At 70.2% G+C, this 18324-nt stretch carries 17 protein-coding genes and 1 pseudogene; 7 read left to right on the forward strand and 11 right to left on the reverse strand.

The genetic code is table 11. The features are described 5' to 3' along the window. Positions 1-56: 56 nt before the first annotated feature. The 4 genes from ABZX40_RS05890 to ABZX40_RS05905 all read left to right on the forward strand — a co-directional run bounded on the left by ABZX40_RS05890 (position 57) and on the right by ABZX40_RS05905 (position 2182). Positions 57-305 (forward strand): hypothetical protein, encoded by a 249-nt coding sequence (locus ABZX40_RS05890; RefSeq protein ID WP_355737594.1) that lies wholly within the window; start codon positions 57-59, stop codon positions 303-305. 88 nt (positions 306-393) lie between these two features. Continuing rightward, on the forward strand, positions 394-891 hold the full coding sequence (locus ABZX40_RS05895) for a hypothetical protein (RefSeq protein ID WP_355737591.1): 498 nt from the start codon (positions 394-396) through the stop codon (positions 889-891). A gap of 125 nt (positions 892-1016) precedes the next feature. After that, entirely contained in the window at positions 1017-1667 is a 651-nt protein-coding gene (locus tag ABZX40_RS05900) for a dihydrofolate reductase family protein (protein WP_355737588.1), read from the forward strand. Positions 1668-1747: 80 nt separating this feature from the next. After that, positions 1748-2182, forward strand: a complete 435-nt coding sequence (locus tag ABZX40_RS05905; protein ID WP_355737586.1) for a DUF6281 family protein — start codon at positions 1748-1750, stop codon at positions 2180-2182. Positions 2183-2317: 135 nt separating this feature from the next. Here ABZX40_RS05905 and greA read toward each other — a convergent pair whose 3' ends face one another. Next, positions 2318-2818, reverse strand: a complete 501-nt coding sequence (gene greA, locus ABZX40_RS05910; protein ID WP_355737583.1) for a transcription elongation factor GreA — start codon at positions 2816-2818, stop codon at positions 2318-2320. Positions 2819-2979: 161 nt separating this feature from the next. Continuing rightward, a complete protein-coding gene (locus tag ABZX40_RS05915; protein ID WP_355737580.1) occupies positions 2980-3381 on the reverse strand; it encodes a DUF4307 domain-containing protein in 402 nt (133 codons plus the stop codon). A gap of 232 nt (positions 3382-3613) precedes the next feature. Here ABZX40_RS05915 and mca point away from each other — a divergent pair, with 232 nt between their 5' ends. The 3 genes from mca (at position 3614) to ABZX40_RS05930 (ending at position 6905) form a co-directional block, all read left to right on the forward strand. Beyond that, positions 3614-4495: a mycothiol conjugate amidase Mca gene (gene mca, locus ABZX40_RS05920; RefSeq protein WP_355737577.1), complete on the forward strand. Its 882-nt coding sequence runs from the start codon at positions 3614-3616 to the stop codon at positions 4493-4495. Further along, positions 4488-4808, forward strand: coding sequence for a hypothetical protein (locus ABZX40_RS05925; protein ID WP_355737574.1), 321 nt, complete (start codon positions 4488-4490; stop codon positions 4806-4808). Before mca ends, ABZX40_RS05925 begins: the two co-directional genes overlap by 8 nt. A gap of 1269 nt (positions 4809-6077) precedes the next feature. Then, positions 6078-6905, forward strand: coding sequence for a glycoside hydrolase domain-containing protein (locus ABZX40_RS05930; RefSeq protein WP_355737571.1), 828 nt, complete (start codon positions 6078-6080; stop codon positions 6903-6905). A 122-nt stretch (positions 6906-7027) separates the two neighbouring features. On the opposite strand, the gene ABZX40_RS05935 is transcribed toward ABZX40_RS05930, so the two are convergent. The 9 genes and pseudogenes from ABZX40_RS05935 to ABZX40_RS05975 all read right to left on the reverse strand — a co-directional run bounded on the left by ABZX40_RS05935 (position 7028) and on the right by ABZX40_RS05975 (position 17227). Next, complete coding sequence (locus tag ABZX40_RS05935; RefSeq protein WP_355737568.1) at positions 7028-10231, reverse strand: tetratricopeptide repeat protein; 3204 nt, start codon at positions 10229-10231, stop codon at positions 7028-7030. Between the two features lie 122 nt (positions 10232-10353). Then, positions 10354-10920, reverse strand: coding sequence for a Uma2 family endonuclease (locus tag ABZX40_RS05940; protein ID WP_355737565.1), 567 nt, complete (start codon positions 10918-10920; stop codon positions 10354-10356). Positions 10921-11112: 192 nt separating this feature from the next. Beyond that, positions 11113-11283: pseudogene (locus ABZX40_RS05945) on the reverse strand (DNA-binding protein); the annotation flags it as partial. A 38-nt stretch (positions 11284-11321) separates the two neighbouring features. After that, the gene (locus ABZX40_RS05950; protein ID WP_355737563.1) at positions 11322-11594 is read right to left on the reverse strand and encodes a hypothetical protein; all 273 of its coding nucleotides are present in this window, start codon (positions 11592-11594) and stop codon (positions 11322-11324) included. Between the two features lie 496 nt (positions 11595-12090). Then, a complete protein-coding gene (locus ABZX40_RS05955) occupies positions 12091-12822 on the reverse strand; it encodes a type I-E CRISPR-associated protein Cas6/Cse3/CasE (RefSeq protein ID WP_355737560.1) in 732 nt (243 codons plus the stop codon). A 14-nt stretch (positions 12823-12836) separates the two neighbouring features. After that, on the reverse strand, positions 12837-13736 hold the full coding sequence (gene cas5e, locus ABZX40_RS05960) for a type I-E CRISPR-associated protein Cas5/CasD (RefSeq protein WP_355737558.1): 900 nt from the start codon (positions 13734-13736) through the stop codon (positions 12837-12839). Then, positions 13733-15085 (reverse strand): type I-E CRISPR-associated protein Cas7/Cse4/CasC, encoded by a 1353-nt coding sequence (locus ABZX40_RS05965; protein ID WP_355737555.1) that lies wholly within the window; start codon positions 15083-15085, stop codon positions 13733-13735. The genes cas5e and ABZX40_RS05965 overlap by 4 nt, the downstream gene beginning before the upstream one ends. Continuing rightward, positions 15082-15678, reverse strand: coding sequence for a type I-E CRISPR-associated protein Cse2/CasB (gene casB / locus ABZX40_RS05970; protein WP_355737552.1), 597 nt, complete (start codon positions 15676-15678; stop codon positions 15082-15084). Before casB ends, ABZX40_RS05965 begins: the two co-directional genes overlap by 4 nt. Further along, positions 15671-17227: a type I-E CRISPR-associated protein Cse1/CasA gene (locus ABZX40_RS05975; protein ID WP_355737549.1), complete on the reverse strand. Its 1557-nt coding sequence runs from the start codon at positions 17225-17227 to the stop codon at positions 15671-15673. Before ABZX40_RS05975 ends, casB begins: the two co-directional genes overlap by 8 nt. Between the last annotated feature and the right edge of the window lie 1097 nt (positions 17228-18324).

Consider the following 18324-nt stretch of genomic DNA (forward strand, 5'->3'; position numbering starts at 1 on the left):
GGAAGTGCATCGCTGCCTTTCTGGTTGCCGGCCGTCACCGCCCGTAGCGTCGACGCATGGCCACAACGGACACAGACCAGACGGCCGTGCCGCCCCAGGACTGCGGCCTCGGCACCCTGGTCAAGGACATCGACCGGGACCTGGTCGGCGTAGTGATGGGGCACTACGGCAGTGACCGCGTACAGCTCCGCCCGATCAACGGCGGCACGGAGTGGGACGCCTTCACCGTCAGTCCCCTCACCGCGCGCGAAGAGCTGAGGGTCCGCAACGCGGCGCGCAACGCGGCCTCCAGACAGCGCCTCTGAGCGAGCACCGACCACAGCCACAGCCACAGCCACCGCCCACCCCGAAGCGCGCGTCGACCGACCGCCGGCCGACGCCCCCGGAGACCCGATGCCCACCCCCCGCAACCCCCTCACCACCCCCCGCCCCGGCCCACCCGACCCCACCCGCTGCCCCTGGTGCCGAGCCCTCCGCGAGGCCCTCCACACCAGAGCCGCCCTCGGTGACATCGACGGAGTCATCCGCGCGCGTGACCTCCGGTCACTCCACGAGAACCGCGCCCACCAGGGCCGCCGACCCGAGCCCGGCCCCGCAGTCCCCTGCCCACCGGAGCGCGTCCCCGCTCTCCCGCACCGACCCGAGCCCGCCCCCGCAGTCCCGCCCCCGCCCCAGCCCACCCCCGCCCTCCCACACCCCACCCCCGCACAAGCACACGCGCTCGGCGACCCCGACCCCGACCGCGACCGCGACACCCTCGCCCACCGCTACCTCATGGGCGCCCCCCTCACCCGCCTCGCCCACGACTACGGCGTGGCACCCGGCTGGCTGGCCGCCCGGCTCGACGCGTGGGGCATCGCCCGACCGGCGGAGACGACAGCCACCCGGTGAGGAGAAAAAGAAGAAACCCCTGCCCTGTCGATCCGGCCGTCCCCCGATCGACATGAAGATGTGGAGCCCCTGCTCCACGATGGCGGGACAGCACCCGCCACCCGCGAGGAGAGGCACGGCACCCCATGGATCAGCTACTGCGCGTCATGAACTTCAACGTCTCCAGCGACGGAGTAGCCGCCGGTGAGGCCCAGGACCAGACCCTTGACCAGCCCTTCGGCTTCGAGCACCCCGAACGGCTGTTCTCCTGGGCCGGAGCCACCGCCAGCTGGCCCATGCGGACGGATCCCGGCGGTACCCGTGGCCTGGACGACTACTTCACCCGCGATTTCGCCCGCAACATCGGCGCCGAGATCATGGGCCGCAACAAATTCGGCCCCCAGCGCGGCCCCTGGCAGGACCATGAATGGCAGGGCTGGTGGGGCGACGAGCCCCCCTTCCGCACCCCGGTCTTCGTCATGACCCACCACCCGCGCCCCTCGTTCACGCTCAGCGACACCACATTCCACTTCGTGGACGACGACCCGGCCACCGTCCTCGACCGGGCCAAGAAGGCCGCGAACGGCCAGGACGTCCGGCTCGGCGGCGGGGTCTCCTCCATCCGGCAGTTCCTCGACGCCGGCCTGGTCGACACCCTGCACGTGGCCGTCTCGCCCCTGAAACTCGGCTCCGGAAGGCGCCTGTGGGAGTCCCCCGAGGACCTCCTCGACCGCTTCCACCTGGAGGTCGTGCCCAGCCCCAGCGGCGTCAGCCACCATCTGTTCTGGCGGAAGTGAGGAGGCAAGGGACGACGGGTAGGGGTACGTGGCGGGCCCGGGGACAGTCCAAGGGCAGACGCTCAGAAGGAGGTGACCGGGTGAAACCCCTGGTCATGGCTGGACGGCGTATCCCCCTGGCAGCACTCGTGGCGGCGGCCGTCATGGCGGCTGCCTCCTGTGCCTCACCGAGCGGCGGCGAGTCCGAGTCCGAGTCTGGGTCCGGGTCCGGGTCCTCCTGCGAGTACCTGGTCGAGTACGACACCCGCACGTACACGGGCCTCGCCAACGCCGACTTCACGATCGGTGAGGAACTGGGCTCCGCGACCGTCCCCCCGTGCGACGACTCCCTCGACGACGAAGACGGCCCGGACTCGCCGGACTCACCGACCTCGACGATCGCCTACGCGGTCGAGGGCGTGGACCCCAGCATCGCCATCGCCGTGGAGGACGCACCCGACGGCGTCCTGTTCGTCGCGGAGACTCTCGACGGCGATCTCCCTCCGGAGATCGAGCGGCTGATCGGCGGTTCGTGACGCCGAGTACGGGACGCGGGCCGAGCAGCACAAGACCCCCGGCATCCCTCAGGACGCCGGGGGCCTCAGCCGTCGAACCCGAACTCGAACCCGATCCGGAACCCGGACCCGAACCGAACCGAACCGAGCGGAGCGTCAACCGCTGTACGGCTCCGCCTTCAGGATCCGTACGGACGCCTTCCGGCCGTTGGGCAGCTCGTACTCCACGTCCTCGCCGACCTTGTGGCCGAGCACGCCGCCGCCCAGCGGGGACTGCGGCGAGTAGGTCTCGATCTCCGAGCTGGCGTACTCGCGGGACGCCAGCAGAAAGGCCAGGGTGTCGTCCTCGTCGCCGTCGAAGGCGATGGTGACGACCATCCCGGGGGCCACGGTGCCGTCCGTGGTGGCCGGGGCCTCGCCGACCTGGGCGTTCTCCAGCAGCTGGGTCAGCTGGCGGACCCGCAGCTCCTGCTTGCCCTGCTCCTCCTTGGCCGCGTGGTACCCGCCGTTCTCGCGCAGGTCCCCCTCCTCGCGCGCGGCGGCGATCTTGGCGGCGATCTCCGTGCGCGCACGACCAGTAAGGTAGGCAAGCTCTTCCGTGAGCTTGTTGTGCGCCTCCTGGGTCAGCCAGGTGACGTTCTCGCTGGTCTGGGTCACAGGGTGCTCCTCGTCGGTACTGGGAATACAAAGCATCGCCCTACTCAGAAGGATGTTCCTTCATGAGTGGGCGAAACCACGAGCCTAACAATTCAATGGCGATACGGGGAGGACATAAGTCACCAAAATCCCGTCAACGCAGCTCAGCACGGAGGTATTGGTCAGTCGGCGTGACAGCCGAGCAGCTCCGCGGAGGTGGCCGGGGAGGTCGTACGGAGCGTGACGACCTCGGTGCCGCCGGAGGCGTCGTCGCCGTCGAAGCGGAAGTCGGCGCGGCCCACCTCGGCGCCGTCCGCCGACTGGGAGCGGACCGTGCAGTAGCCGGAGGCCCCCGCGTCCTTCTCCACCTTCAGCCTGACCTGCACCGCGTCCTCGCCCAGCTCGAAGCTGATCAGCTCGGCGCTGATCTTGTTCTGGCCGACGTAGTGGTAGCCGAAGTAGCCGAGCAGCAGGATCAGCACCGCGCCCATCGCCGTCCCGACGATCCTCAGCGTGCGGTCGGCCCGCTCGTCCGAGGCACGGCCGTAGCGGCCGTCCGGCCGTGGCGTGGTCACCGTGCTCATGATCGTCCTCTCGGCCGCGGGTGGAACAAATCCGAAGACGCTGTCCCAAAAGGGGCCCCGGAGCCGGACTCCGGAATTATTGGCCCTCCGATTCGGTCACTATAGAAGCCGCCCGTCCGCCGCGGACCCCCGCCCCTCGCCCATCCGGGCCCATCCGGGCCCATCAGGCGGGCCGGGCACCGACCATCGCGCCCGGTCGACCCCCGGGCGCCTATTCACCGAGGATTGAGTCTTGACTGACCAGCTGCGACTGATGGCCGTGCACGCGCATCCCGACGACGAGTCGAGCAAGGGCGCGGCGACCATGGCGAAGTATGTGTCGGAGGGGGTGGACGTGCTGGTCGTGACCTGCACGGGCGGCGAGCGCGGCTCCGTCCTCAACCCCAAGCTCCAGGGTGACACCTACATCGAGGAGCACATCCACGAGGTGCGCAAGAAGGAGATGGACGAGGCCCGGGAGATCCTCGGGGTCAAGCAGGAGTGGCTGGGGTTCGTGGACTCCGGGCTGCCCGAGGGGGACCCGCTGCCCCCGCTGCCGGACGGCTGCTTCGCCCTGGAGGACGTCGAGCACGCGGCGGGCGAGCTGGTCCGCCGGATCCGCTCCTTCCGGCCCCAGGTGATCACCACGTACGACGAGAACGGCGGCTATCCGCACCCCGACCACATCATGACCCACAAGATCTCCATGGTGGCGTTCGAGGGCGCGGCGGACACCGAGCGCTTCCCGGAGGCCGAGTACGGGCCCGCCCACCGGCCGCTGAAGCTGTACTACAACCAGGGCTTCAACCGCCCCCGCACCGAGGCGCTGCACCAGGCGCTGCTGGACCGCGGCATGGAGTCGCCCTACGGGGACTGGCTCAAGCGGTGGGACGAGTTCGGCCAGAAGGAGCGCACGCTCACCACGCATGTGCCGTGCGCGGACTTCTACGAGATCCGGGACAAGGCGCTGATCGCGCACGCCACGCAGATCGACCCCGACGGGGGCTGGTTCCGGGTGCCGCTGGAGCTCCAGAAGGAGGTCTGGCCGACGGAGGAGTACGAGCTGGCGAAGTCTCTGGTCGATACCTCCCTCCCCGAGGACGACCTCTTCGCGGGCGTCCGGGACAATGCCTGACATGAGCGCAAGCGCAAGCCTGGCAATGACGAACCTCGTCACCTTCGCCGCGAAGGAGCTCGACGAGGACAAGGTGACCCCCGGCGTCCTCGGCTTCATCGTGTTCGCGGTGATGGCCCTGGCCGTGTGGGGCCTGATGAAGTCGATGAGCCGCCATATGGGCAAGGTCGATTTCAAGGAGGCGCCGGAGGATCCGGCGGCGGAGGCGGCCGAGGCGGCGGACGCTGCGGACGGGGGCGTCCGCAAGACCACGACGGCGAGCACCGCCGGCGCCGCCGCGGCACCGACGGCAGGCGGCGACACCCGGGCGTAGTCCCAGGTCGGGGCGGGCTCCACAGCGAGTGCGGGGCGCCACGCGGTCCGGGACGGCGGCCGACGCCTCCCGGCGCAGGGGACTGGAGGCCGCGGCGGCGCAGGGCACTGGCGGCTGTGGTGACCCAGGGCCTGGAGGCCGTGGCGACCCTGGGCACTGGAGGCCGCGGGCCGCCGCGGGGCCTGGAGGCCGTGGCGACCGTGGCGGCCCGACGGCTGGACGGCTGGAACCGGTCGAGGCACGCCACCTCGGCGGCCCGGACCACCGGCCTGGGCTGTGCGCGTCCGCGATACCGGCGCTGGTCTGCGCCCTCGCTGGTACCGGCATCCTGACCATCACCCACCGCGTTGACACTGACACGTACGGCCAGGGCGGCAACCGCGCCCCACCGTGCCGACTGGCTCCACCTCTCCGGCGGGGCGGATCTCAGCGCGACGCCGAATGTCACCGGCTCGGTTGCTCGCCGTTTTTTCCTGTCGAAGAAGTCGGCGACTGCTGCCAGGGCAGACCCTGCCGAAATGAGCTCGATTCCTATGGATTTCATGAGGGTTTCCTGTCAGCTGTTCGGGACAGTGCCTCGTTGAGACCGGCATGCTCGCAGCCACCGGATCTCTCGGGTGTGGAGGCGTATGCAGCCCGCGAAACGAATGAGCCAAACCAAATGAGCCAAACCAAAAAGAATAGGCCAACCTGCGTCGGGTGAGAAACGTCCCCGATCGCCCCGCACGGTAGTAATCAGCCCCAGATTCGCAATGTCTCCGCAAAGGGACGTACGGGGTCACCGGTTCGGAACCCTGCAACAACCTGCTGTTGCGGACGCAAGTGCCACGCGGCATGCTGACCCTCTTGGCAAAAACCAAGCAAAGCCAGCCCCGCCCAGAAAAGACACACGATGCTCGCCAGAGGCCCCTTACTCCTCGTCTCGACAATCGCGGTGCTCATCCACGTCGCCGCACTCTTCACCGCCGCACAATGGGGCCTGAGGGCGTCACTCAACTTCATTCCCCCGGCCGCCGGATCACTCTTCGCCGTCTGGCTCGTCCACAGGAGCCGGAGCGATATCAATGGCCGCCCATAGGAAGGGCGCAGGGGGCTGACCGCGGGGCAGGGTGGGGAATCTCCCCTGGATAGGGTACGGAGCGCTCCGACTGCCGGAGTCGTACCGCCGTCCTGGCGAGCACCGCGGTCACACCCCCTGGTGTGCCACCGCGCGCAGGCCTTCATGTGCACCAGGTGCGGGCTGCGGGCCGTGATTTGAATGGGGTGGGAATGTCCAGTCACCGGCTGTCCAAGAGGGGCCGCTACATCGCGTGGGCCACGACCGGCGTCGTCGTGGTCGCAGGCGCCGGGATCGCGGCGCAGACCTCCATGGCCGCCACGAGCTGGCCCGCGCAGAAGACGTACACGGGACGGGCGTTCGACACCTGCACAGCGCCCTCACTCACCGCGATGAAGGCATGGAAGACCGGCTTCTACGGCGCCGCGGCGGTCTACATCGGCGGCAAGAACCGCGGCTGCGCCCAGCCCAACCTCACCGCGTCCTGGGTCAAGTCCGTCAGCACCGCCGGCTGGCAGCTGATCCCGCTCTACGTCGGCGCCCAGCCGCCCTGCCAGACCAGCAGGAACCCGGAGAGGTTCACCGCGTCCACCGCGGCCTCCCTCGGCGCGAGCAACGCCAACGACGCCATCGCCAAAGCAGCCGCCCTCGGTATGAAGCCCGGCAGCCCCATCTACCTCAACATGGAGTCGTACGACATCACGAACAAGGCGTGCAACGACGCCACGCTCACCTACGTGCGCTCCTTCACCAAGACCCTGCGGGCGAAGACCTACCGCGCCGGCTACTACGGCTTCAGCAGCTCCAGCGCCAAGGCCATCGCCACCGCGAAGGACCGGACCGACCTGCCCGGCAACCTCTGGTACGCGCTGTGGAACAACAAGAACACCACCACGGACGACTGGCCCTGGGATCCCAAGCTGTACACCAACCACAGCCGCGGCCATCAGTACATGGTCAACAGCAAGGAGACCCGTGGCGGCCACACCATCACCGTCGACCGCAATGCCTGGGACGCCCCCGTGGCCCTGATCGGATAGCAGCAGCGTCTCCTGGCGCGGTCGCGCGGGCGGTCCCGGAGCAGGCGCGGCGGCGCGGGCTGCCTACTGCCCGAGCCGCCCCGCCCCCCAGCACCGAACCCCAGCGAACCCCACCGTTCTCCTCAGCCCCCCACCCCCACCACCCCCACCCCCATGACCTCCCGCGCATGGCGGCTCGGGACCATGCCCAGGCGCCAGGCCTGCCAGCCCGCCTCCAGGCTGATCCCGCGTTCCAGGAAGAGCTGGTACGTCTCCGCGTACTCGGTGAGTTTGGGGTCGCGCATGGTGTGGGTCGTGCGGGCGAGCTGGGCCAGTTCCTCCTGGGCGACCGCCGTGCCGACCTCGACGCCGCCCGGGGCCGCGTAGGGCAGGAGGGTGCAGCGCAGGAAGCGGGCCCAGTCCTCGCCACGCCGGTCGCCGTACGAGGCGAACAGCGCCGCCGCCTCCTCGCACAGGTCGAGCGCCTGGGGCGTCTTCGCGTTCCCGGCGTCCACCACCGCCAGTTCCAGACAGGTCCACGCCTCGCCGTGGGCGACGCCGATGCGCTGGAAGTCGGCGCGGGCGTCGACCAGGAGCTGACGGGCGAAACCGGAGTTGCGCAGGGAGCCGGTCTGCGCGGCGCGCTGGTCGCGGGTGACGCGGGCCGAGTGGTGCCGGGCGCAGGCCAGCCCGTACACGTCCCGCATCCGGGAGAACATCGTGCGGGAGCGTTCCAGGTCCCGGACCGCCTGCTCGCGGTCGCCGCTCTCCTCCAGGGCCTGGCCGAGGTAGTACAGGGTCCACGCCTCACCGCGGGCGTCCTCGTTCTCGCGGTGCCGGGCGGCTGCCGCGCGGAGTTCGTCGACCGCCGGGGAGGCGTCTCCGGCGACCAGGTGGGCGCGGGCCAGCTGGGTCAGCGCCCAGGCGGTGCCGCGGGCGTCGCGGGTGCGGTCGTACAGCTCCAGGGCGGCGTGGAGGGAGGCTTCGGCGCTGTCCGTGTCGCCCAGGCGGACATGGAGCTGGCCGAGCTGGAAGTGCGCCCATGCCTCGCCGTGGACGGACTCGCCGGCGCGGTGCAGGGCGAGGGAGCCGGTGAGCAGGTCCAGGGCCTCGGCGAGATGCGCCCGGTCGCGTTCGACGGCGGCCAGCGCGTGCATCGTCCAGGCCCGGTCGGTGGCCAGTTGCGGGGGCGCCTGGAGGTCGAGGGCCTCGCGGAGCTTGGCCGCCGCCTCCACCAGATTGCCCTGGTGGTGCAGGGTGATGCCGAGCGAGCACAGGGCACGGGCCGCGCCCGCGTCGTGATGGGCCTCCATATAGAGGTCGACGACGGAGGTCAGCGTGGTGCGGGCCTTGTCGAGTTCGCCGAGCTGGCGGGCCGCGATACCGGTGCGCCACTGCACCGAGCGGATCAGCAGGCCCTGGTCCACCGCCTGCGCCAGCTCGCTGATCTCGCCGAGCCGGTAGAGGTCGCCGCGCAGCAGGCAGTAGTCGCACAGCGCGCCCAGCAGATTGAGCACCGCGCCCTGGTCGACGCCCTCGGCGTGCCGCAGGGCGGCGGTGATGAAACTGGACTCGTCGTCCAGCCAGCGCAGCGCCTCGTCCAGGGAGGTGAAGCCGTGCGGGCCGAAGCGGTCCGAGCGGGTGGACATATTGCCGTCGACCAGGCGCAGTACGGAGTCGGCCAGCTCGGCGTAGTTGACGATCAGCCGCTCCTGCGCTGCCGTGCGCTCGGCGGCCTCCTCCTCGTCCAGCAGCCGGGCGTGGGCGAAGGCGCGCACCAGGTCGTGCAGCCGGAAGCGGTCGCCGCGCACCTGGTCGATCAGCCCGGCGCGGGCCAGCGCGGTCAGCTGACGGGTCGCCTCGGCCTGGTCGGTGGCCAGCAGCGAGGCCGCCGCGGCGGCGCCCAGTGAGGCCCGCCCGGCGAGGGCGAGCCGCCGCAGCAGCCGCCGGGCCGGGTCGGACTGATCGGTGTAGCGCAGCCACAGCGCCCGCTCCACCGGGTCGACCGGCCCGTACGCGCCCAGGTCGGCGGCGAGCTGGCGGGGTGAGCGGGCGCCGAGCGAGGAACCGGCGATGCGCAGCGCGAGCGGCAGCCCGCCGCACAGCCCGGTGATCCGGTCGCCGGACTCGGCGTCGTACGGCCCCGAACGGTCCTGCGCCACGGCCCCGAGCAGTTCCTCCGCACCGGCCGCCTCCAGGGGCGGCACCGGCAGCTGATGCACCGACGCCTGGAGATCGGGCGGCAGGGCGAGCGGCTCACGGGCGGTGACCAGCACCAGGCTGTCGGAGCGCTCGGGGACCAGGGTGCGGATCTGGCCGAGATCGGAGGCGTCGTCCAGGACGATCGTGACCGGTACGCCGGTCAGATGCTGGTGGTACAGCTCGCTGAGCCGTTTGACCTGCTGATCGGCCGACGACCGCTCACGGAAGAGCAGTTGCTCGCGCGGGGCGCCCAGCCGGTTCAGCAGATGCAGCAGCGCGTCCCGGGTGGACAGCGGCGGCTCGCCGGTGGTGTCGCCGCGCAGATCGACCACACAGGCGCCGCGGAACTGGTCCCTCAGATCCAGCGCGGCCCGCACCGCGAGCGTCGTCCGGCCGCTGCCCGGCGGGCCGTGCAGCACGACCACCGTCGGCCGGGTCCGGGTGCTGGCGCGGCCCGCCTGGACCCACTGCCGGATCCGGGCCATCTCCGGCCGCCGCCCGGCGAACGGGCCCGACGGGTCCGGGAGCTGACCGAACGACTGCTCCAGCACGCTCCGCCCCCGCGCCGCCCCGCTCTTGTCCGCGCCGAACAGCCGGGGCCCCGGCTTCTTGGGCCCGGTGGACGCGGCCAGCACCCGCTGCTGGTCCAGGAACGGCCGGATACCGCGCACCTCCAGCGCGGTCAGCCACTGCAACCGCAACTGCTCCGGCCCGCCCGGCTGCCCGACCGCCCCGGCCTGGTGATGCGCGGCCGGCAGATGGGCGCCGGCCACCTTCACCACCGTCGCCGCGGCGCCCACCACCCCGACGGCCACCCCCGCGCCGACCGCCGTCGTGGCGCCGGTGCCCAGCGCCAGGTCGGCGACCACCGCGGCGACCGCGCCCACGCCCGCCACCAGCAGCGGCGTCCCGCCCCCGTCCCGCGCGTACCGCTGACCGAACGTCAGCCGCCCGGCCTCGGACTCGTCCAGCGCCCGGGTGTACGCCGTGTACTCCTCGGCGGCGGTCCGCGCCATCGTGTCCAGCGCGCCCCGCGCCCTGGACATCAGCACCTTCGCGTCCGTACGGCCTCCTGAGCGCCGTACCTCCTCCTCCACAGCCCGCGCCAACAGCCTCTCGGCGTCGACCCGATGACTGTCCTGCATGTCCCGTCCCCCTCCGCAGACCAGTTCGTCGGTCAAGTGTCCTGCGGACGGGGCACGGTGGCGAGGGGGCGATCGGGTTCCGGACGGGTGGGGGGGGGAGGGCGGACGAAGGGATACGGCGGTCAGACGACGCCGAGATCGACGGTCACGGAGAACGGCACGGCCGCCTCGATCACACCGGTGAACATCTCGCCCTCCCGGTACACCCTGGTCGCGGGGTCGAGAACGTAGGTGTAGACGATGGGGACACCGGTGGCCGCCTGCTCGACGCGCCAGTAGAAGGGGATGCCGGCCTTGGCGTACTGGTCCACCTTCACCACGCGATCCGTGGTCTCCGAGCCGGGTGAGACGACCTCGACGACCAGGAGGAGGTGCTCGGGCCGGGTGGGCGTGAGGTCGATGGTCTCCGCCCGGTAGACAACGACGTCCGGGCGGCGATTGGTGAGCGGGACGTCCTGCAGACGGACGTCGAAGTCCGTGTCGGCGTTCCAGTCCGGGCCCGCTGCCGAGTCCAGCGCATTGGCCAGGATCCGGCCGAGCCGGTTGTGCCGCTTGGACGCGCTCGGACTCGCGACGACCATTCCGTCCACGATCTCGATGCCGGCGCACTGCTCTTCGGACCAGGAGTCGTACTGCTCCGCGCTGATCTGCGTGTGCATCCATGTGGGCGCCACCATCTCGGCGGTCATGGTGTGCCTCCTTCGTGGAGCCTCGGTGGTCCAGCGGTGCTCGTGCCCAGCGTACTGTCCAGCGATCCCGGAACAGCCGATCGCCCTGTGAGAGGCCGGTCCGCATGCATCGGGTGGCCGGTGTGACCTCGCCGTATCAGCTCCAGCATGCCGACGATCCCGTCGATTCGTGGCCCTGGACGTCGGTGGCGCTCACACCTCTCTGATGATCACGCGGCTCGCGTAGAGCTTCGACCAGTCGTCACGGTCGGAGGCCAGGACGACCGCCGGGGCCCGGACACGGAGCGCGAGTGCGGCGACGAGGGCGTCAATGGCGTACATGTGCCCTTGCAGTCCACCTGCCTCCCGAAGCAGCGCGAGCGCCTGGGCGTCGAGCACCAGCGACCAGGCGGGCTGCTCCTTCACGCAGCGTCCCGTCCGGCGTCCTGAGAGTGGTCTTCCCCGAACAGCTCGCGACGAGCTTCTTCGACCTCTGGCTCCGTCAAGGCGCCGTGATCAGCCTCATGCGAAGCAACGATTTCCGCGAGGCCGTCCATGGCGAGTTGGTGTCGGACCGCCTCGGTGATGTAGCTGGACACGCCACGGCGTCCGGCTCGTGAGCGAAGCTCGGTGAGGAGGTCGGCAGGCATGGACACGGAGATGTTCTCCGTGCCTCCGGCACGGGTGGACTTCATTTGACACCGAGGCTGCTCTTCGCCCTCACGGCCGTGGTGGCGGCCATGGCGATCGGCGGCTGCCTGGGGAGCGGATTCCGGGGTATCTAGCGCACCACGGACACGAAGCGGGAGTGGGTCACGGAGACTGGGAAGCCGGGGACCGGCTGACAGGCGAGGGTGCGGGCCGCCTTGCCACCCACGGTCCTTCCGGACGGCGGGCCCGCCACGAGCCGGGTGCCGCCCTCGGCGCCGTGCTCCTGCGGTCGGCTCCGCCCGGTGTCGGCCGGACAGGCTCCGCCGGGCCCTTGGACGAGGGTCGGGTGGGGCGGGTCGTCCGCGACCGGCCAATGCCCCGTCTCTCCCACGGGCCACCGTCCCTCCGTCGCGTGTGCATGGGTTCCCGAGTGCCGCGTCCCTGTCTGCTCGTTCCTGGAGGGCTCCGCCGGCGACGCCGAGCGCTGGAGGCGGCATCCGCGAGAGAGGACGTCCGCCTCCGGCCGGCGGTCGAAGGGATTCAGCGGACGAGGATCAGCCCGCAGCTGTACGCACGCGCGTGGCCGATGCCCTGGGCGAGGGCCGCGACGAACACCTTGGGGTCGGTGACCGTGAGGGTGCCTTTGATTTCCGCGCGAGCGATGCGCAGACCCTTGTGCGGTGCCGGGCTTGAGACGCTCGGAAGCATGCGCACGGCGATCCGATCGGTGTCGGTGTCCGCTCCGATGCGGATGACGCCGTCCGGGGCGATCGCGGGTTCGCCGGGCGGTTGGAGGCGGCGCGCGAACCACCCCTTCACATGTTCGGGGCGGGTGTGGGGGACGCGGGTACCCCGGGTCTTCGGCGGCGAGCCCGGTGCAGGCGGAATACTGCGGACGGGGTTGACAACCGTGCGGAAGGCGACCCGGTCGCCGAAGCGGAAGGTGCGGTCGAGGGTGAGGGGCTCCGGCTTCTCGGCCAGGGCCGCACGAGGGATGCCGCTCCAGTCGGCGGGCAGTGACGACTGGACGACCAGGTTGAGCCGCGCCTGACGGAGGTCGACGGTCCAGGTCGACAGGATGCCCATCTGGGCACGCGGGTCCGAGCTGCCGTCGTCCACCCAGCCGGGGAAGCCGCTCATGACGGTTCGGTGCATGTCCTGTGCGTCGATGAGTGATTTCCCGGCGAACGGATGACGGGCATCCAGGGTCAGCAGGGTCTGCGCGGCGACGAATCTGGCGGCCCCACCCGCGCCCGACGGCGCATTCGACACGGCGGTGTTCGTGTTCACAGGATGATGTCCCATCCACGGGCATGCGCGGCGATGGTGATGCGGTGGCGGGTCTCCCAGCGGAGGCTGTGGGTCCCTCCGTCCGCTCCGAAGTGCACGGGCTGGTCGGACAGGGGGCCGACGCCGGGCAGTGGCCGCCGACTCTCGATCCAGGCCCATGGGCGTACGCGCGGCACGGCAGCCGACGGTTCGGCTTCATGTCCGACGGCGTCGGGAAGCAGAGCGTGTGTCTCGAAGGCTTCCTTGAGCAGGCCCGGAGCGATGCCGACAGCGAGGTCCCCCGACGGCGGACAGGCTTTGCGGCCGAGCCAGAGCAGCCTCCTCGGGTACTCCAGGGCGTGGGCGACCCGTTCCAGGAGAGCCCTGTCCTGGTGTTCCAGACCGACGAGGAAGGCGGCGTCGGCGAGGTACCAGCGCTCGGTGATCAGGCTGTGGCGGCGAACCTCTGCGGAGACGAGCGCTCCTGACACGGGGTCGGCGGTGACGTACTTCGGTGAGCCGTACCATGCCGGAAGCTCGGCGCGTCCGAACGGACCGGGCTCCGGGGCGTCGTCGGACGGCGGCAACGGCAGTGGGTCCGTGGTCGCTCCGGCAGCTCGCCGGTGGTCGGTGATGAGGTCACGCGGACGCAGCGGATACCTTCCGCCGCCGACCGTGTGGTAGTCGCGGAGCGACGTGCCGGGCCGGTCGGCCCGCACCCCGAAGCGCAGCTCGGCGAGTTGCCCAAGAGGTTCTTCCCGGGGTAGCCCGAGAGCTGCGGCGCACAGGCCGATCACGCCCGACTTCGTGGGGCGGCTGTGTGTGTCGCGACGGGCGAATCTGCCGGTGATGCCCCAGGACTGAAGGGGTCCGGCCAGCCGGACGAGGAGGACGTGCGAGCCGTTCGTGTCGCTCACGGGGTGAGGTCCTCGGCCCGTTCCACCACGGACAGCGACTCCGGCAGCTCCAGCTCTTCCAGGAGCAGGTCGATCTCAGGGTCGTACGTGAGCACCCGCGTGGTGCGCAGATCGCCTCGCCGGCGGCTGACGAAGGTGTGGTGGCGCAGCAGTCTGTGTACGGCGGCGGGTCCCGCCGGTCCTTCCCCACCAACTGACAAGGGCCCCTCGTCGACCGCCTTCTGAAAGGCGGACGCGTAGTTGTAGGGGCGTTCCCCCTCGAAGGCGAGGACGAACGCCGGGAGTGATCCGGTGGACGCGGTGGAGTTCTTCTTCGCCTCTGGAAATGCCTCCACGAAGGAGTTCACGAACTCCTTCTCGGCCTCGGACGCCACTTGCTCGGCCTCGGCCTCGTTCATTCCGGCTGCCCTCAGATTGATGCGAAGCTGCGTACGGTCGAGGACAGCGTGTCGATAGAAAGTGCCGGAGATCAGGGACTGGTATCCGGTCATGCCCGCGCCCGCGTCGTCCGCGGCGTCGAGGAAGTCGAGAGCGTTGCGTTTGCGATCGAGCTTCGCGTCATCGGCCGCCGCGTAGAAGTCTTCGATCTGCTCCGCCTCGTGCACGGTGAAGGCGTGCCCTGTCTGGACGGCGCCGTCGACGTTCGGCGAGTCGGGAATCTCGGCCAGGAACCGACCGTAGAGGGCGATGTCCACGGCGTCGCGAGGAGCGAGGGCCAGCAGAACGGCGTCGCGGGTGGCCTTGGGCAGCGGAGGCAGGGCGACGGCCGTGGCGGCTTCCTCGGTGGCCTCCTCCGTCTCCGGTGCTGTCGCGTCCTTCTTCCTGGCTACGCGCCGTGCTTTCTTCGCCGCCTCGGCGTGCGCCTGGGCTTCGAGATAGCTGTCGCGCCACTCCTCGACCTCCGCCGCCCGGTCGACGATATGGCGCGCGATCCTCGCTCCGGCGTCGGACGGCGCGAAGATGAGCACCTTGGTCAGATTGGCCACGGTCTTCTTCTTCGGATCGCCGAATTTGAGACCGCTGGCTTCCATCACCGCGCGGGCCGTGGCCAGAGCCCTGTCCCGGTCCCAGTCATGGGCGGACTCAAGTTCACGTCCGGCCAGAAGGGCCCACTCCCGGGTGCGGACGCCCATGCTTCGTCCCTTGAGCGCCCCCAGGCCGGCGTTGGCCCGGTTGCGGGCGTGGACCCGCTCGGCGCGCCTGCGGGCCTGGCTTGTGATCATGTGGCGTTCCACACCGCCGAAGACCAGCGATTTGGGCTGTCCGTTCTCGTCGCGTACGGGAAGGACCGCAGCCAGGGTCTCGATGAGATGCAAGGAGAGGAACTGGCTCCGAGGTGACTCGGTCACGGGGTGGTGTCCTTCCGTGTCGTCGTTCGCGTCATGGCTTCTGCCGGTGCTTCCCGGCCGCGCCCCGGCGGGGTGTGGAACTCGACCGACCACTGATAGGCGACGCGCGCCCTGCGGTCGTTCCATTGGATGAGGTCCTCGGTCAGGACGGCCCAGGACGGTGGGGGCTGTTCGCAGGACCGGAGCCGGGTGATCGCGTGCTGGAGGTGACGCCAGGGAACGCGCCGGCTCGCGACGACACGGTCCAGGAGCCGCTGAGCGCCGGGATTGTCCGGCCCGTGTCCGGTCCCGTCCCCGATCCTGCGGGCCGCGGCGCCGAGGCTGCCGTGGCCGTAGGAGGGGGTGGGGCGCCCCTGGTGGTACAGCGCGAACAGGAAGGCCACCTGTTCGAAGAGGTCGCGGTGGTCGTCGCCGCCGTACCAGCCCGCGCGGATGTGCGCGTTGGTCCGGACGCGGGCCCGGCGGAGGTCGGCGAGTGTCCCGTACTCGCGGTTGCGGACGAGCGTGGTGAGCCAGGTGGTGAGCGCCGGGCTGTCGTGCGGGAAGTGGAGCGGCTCCCTGTCCGTACCGGCCGAAAGATTCTGCTCAGTCAAGTGCGATCTCCCCTCGAAACTCGGCCGGGGCCTGTTTGCCGGACATGGCCCCCTCGAAAAGCTCCACGGCCCGGGCCCGCGCTCGGTGATTGCGGTCGCTGGGCGGCAGGGTGTCGAGGCGCTGGAGCAACTGGGTGCGAGCCATGCCCATCAGCGTCATGGCGTAGGCGACCAGGGGAACGGTGACCGGGTCGTCGTCGTCCTCGAACCCCCGGTCGATCACGTCGTCCAGCAGTTCGTGGAAGGGTTCCTCGGCCGCGGGCCAGAAGGCGTACCGGGCGTCGAGCCGCGTCACCTGACCTACTTCCTCGGCGGCCCTCATGGCGGGGAACGCGGTCTCCGCGGCCACGATCGCCGCCTTCTTCAAGGTCCACGCCAGGTATTCGGCGATGACCGAGCCACGGCGGGACGCCCGGTAGAGATGCGCGGCCATGCCCGGGGCGTACGGGTAGGCGCCATGGGTCCAGATGACCGGGAGCGCCTTGTTGGCCAGCAGCCCGACAGCCCAGAGCTGGTAGGGCGCACCCTGCCGGGTCTCCTCGTACGGGTCCTCCACCTCTGTTCGCCGGTACGGGAGAAGCGACCGCAGCCGCGCGTACATCCCGGTCCGGTCGTCCCTGACCGCGCCGTACAGGGCATGGGCCTGCTGCCAGAGGGCCCGGCTGGGCGACGGCCACAGCGGCTTTGCCACGCCGGTCGTCGTCTTGCTGTACACGGCGTCCTGGAGATGACGCGCCGGGTCGAGTTCCAGTACCTCACCGGCTCCGATCAGAACCCGGTCGACCAGGACCTGCCCATGCGGCCCTGGTGCCGGACGCAGCAGTACGGAACGTCCCAGGGAACTGTGCAGATCCGCGGAGCTTCGCGGCGCCCTGGGCTTCGGCTTCTCCTTGAACCGGCGCCGCTCGAAACCGTCCGTGGTCCAGGAGGTGTTGAGCGGCTTCCCCGGCCCGTCGGGCGGATAGAGGTTCAGGCGCAGCGTCTCGCCGAGCGTCCGCCCCAGGGCGACGACCCGGATCCGTCCCACCAGCCGTCCCGCCGCGAGGTTGGTGATCTTGGCACCGAGCAGATCCCCGGACATGCGGGCCCGGCCATAAGGGCCGTAGACATGTTGTGTGAGGGTGGCGCGGAACGCGTCCGCCGCCGGGAGCGGGTTGTCGCGTTCGAGGTGATGATGGTCGAAGTGCTGGTTGTAGTCACCGGCATGCTCGATGATCAGCTGGGCGGTGCCGGTGCCGCTCTTGCGGAGATCCCTCGCCAGATCGGAATTCTGCGCCAGGGGCTCTGTGGGGTGAAACAGGTCCCAGGAGTCCGCCGGCTGCCGCGACAGCCAATCGGAGACCGGGGCGAGGGTCTTGCCGCCGAGGATCCAGGCCGTCCAGTCCTCGTCGGAGGACGGACAGATGCCGGCGGCGAAGCAGATGGCCAATAAGTACTCGATGACGGCGACGGTCTCGCCCGGCGAGGCACAGTCGAGGGCGGCCAGATCGTCGGCCTGCGTGAAGAGCCCGCACAGGGAGTGGTGCGCCGTCGCGCCGTCGAGGGCCACGGCGGGGACACATGGCTGTAAGCGAGGGTCCCAGCTGAGGCGCTGCCCCGCAGGAACCAGCGGTCGGGCCTCGTGCACGCCGTGACACCTCCTTCTGGACCAACCGGCATGAAACTAACAGGTGGTGGCGCTGGCGGGGGCGCGTTCCGCGGCTTCCAGCCGCTGTCCCGCACTCCATGAAATCCGGAGTGCGGGACACCCCCGCCCACGCGGGGAAAACCCATTCCAGAACCCTTCAGGCTCCCGACGGGCCACTCCCGCAGTGAGCGGGAAGTGCTTTGGCGGGACTTGAAGCCGCTTGTCCGTGCCGGAAGCGGACCATCCGGCCGTAAATATCGACGCAGGATCTAAACTTCGGGGTTGCCGATGTCTCGGCAACCCCGGCCGTACTCCACCGGAGAACGGTGAGTTGCGAGTGGTTCCCGTTCCGAGCGCACGGGACGGGAACCACTCGTTGCTGGGGCAGGCCGTTCTCGACGCGTTGATTGCGTCGAGAACGGCCGTCTAGCAGAGGTAGTCGACCACCTTGGCAACGAATGCGCTTACCACTGCCGCCACCACGAGGAGGACCAGGTCCTCCCCGCGCCGCCCCAGCCACTCACGTGCTGCTTTCGCCATTTCTCTCCTTCCGTGTCGGGGCCCGCAGCACCGCGGATGCAGAGCTGCGGGCCCCGACACGGCGTGGATGGGTGGGGCAGCACGGGAGAAGTAGTACACCAATGGGCGCTCCTGGGGGCGAGTTCAGGCCACCTGAGTCAGGAGATGCTCACCCGTATCTAATGGAGCACCCTCCAAGCACCCGACTTCCAGCAAAAGACCCGCAGCCGATTCCCTTGAACAGCGACCCCCTGCAAGCGCGGACGCGGCCGATCCACCTGGCGTCGTACGCAATCTCCGTCCCGCCCTCAACGTGGCTGTCGACGCATGAGGATGCTGAGCCTCGTCCACGCGTCCTCGCGGCGATCCGGTGCGGAGGCGAGGACGGAGACGAGGGCCACGGCGAGCAGGACGACCGCGTGGAGAACGCTGGCTGACCTGCTCAAGCGCAGCGTGTAATGGAGTAGTTGGTGGAACGGGAACACGGGCCATCCTTATGT

Source organism: Streptomyces sp. NPDC004610 (genome assembly GCF_040609715.1).
GTDB lineage: Bacteria > Actinomycetota > Actinomycetes > Streptomycetales > Streptomycetaceae > Streptomyces.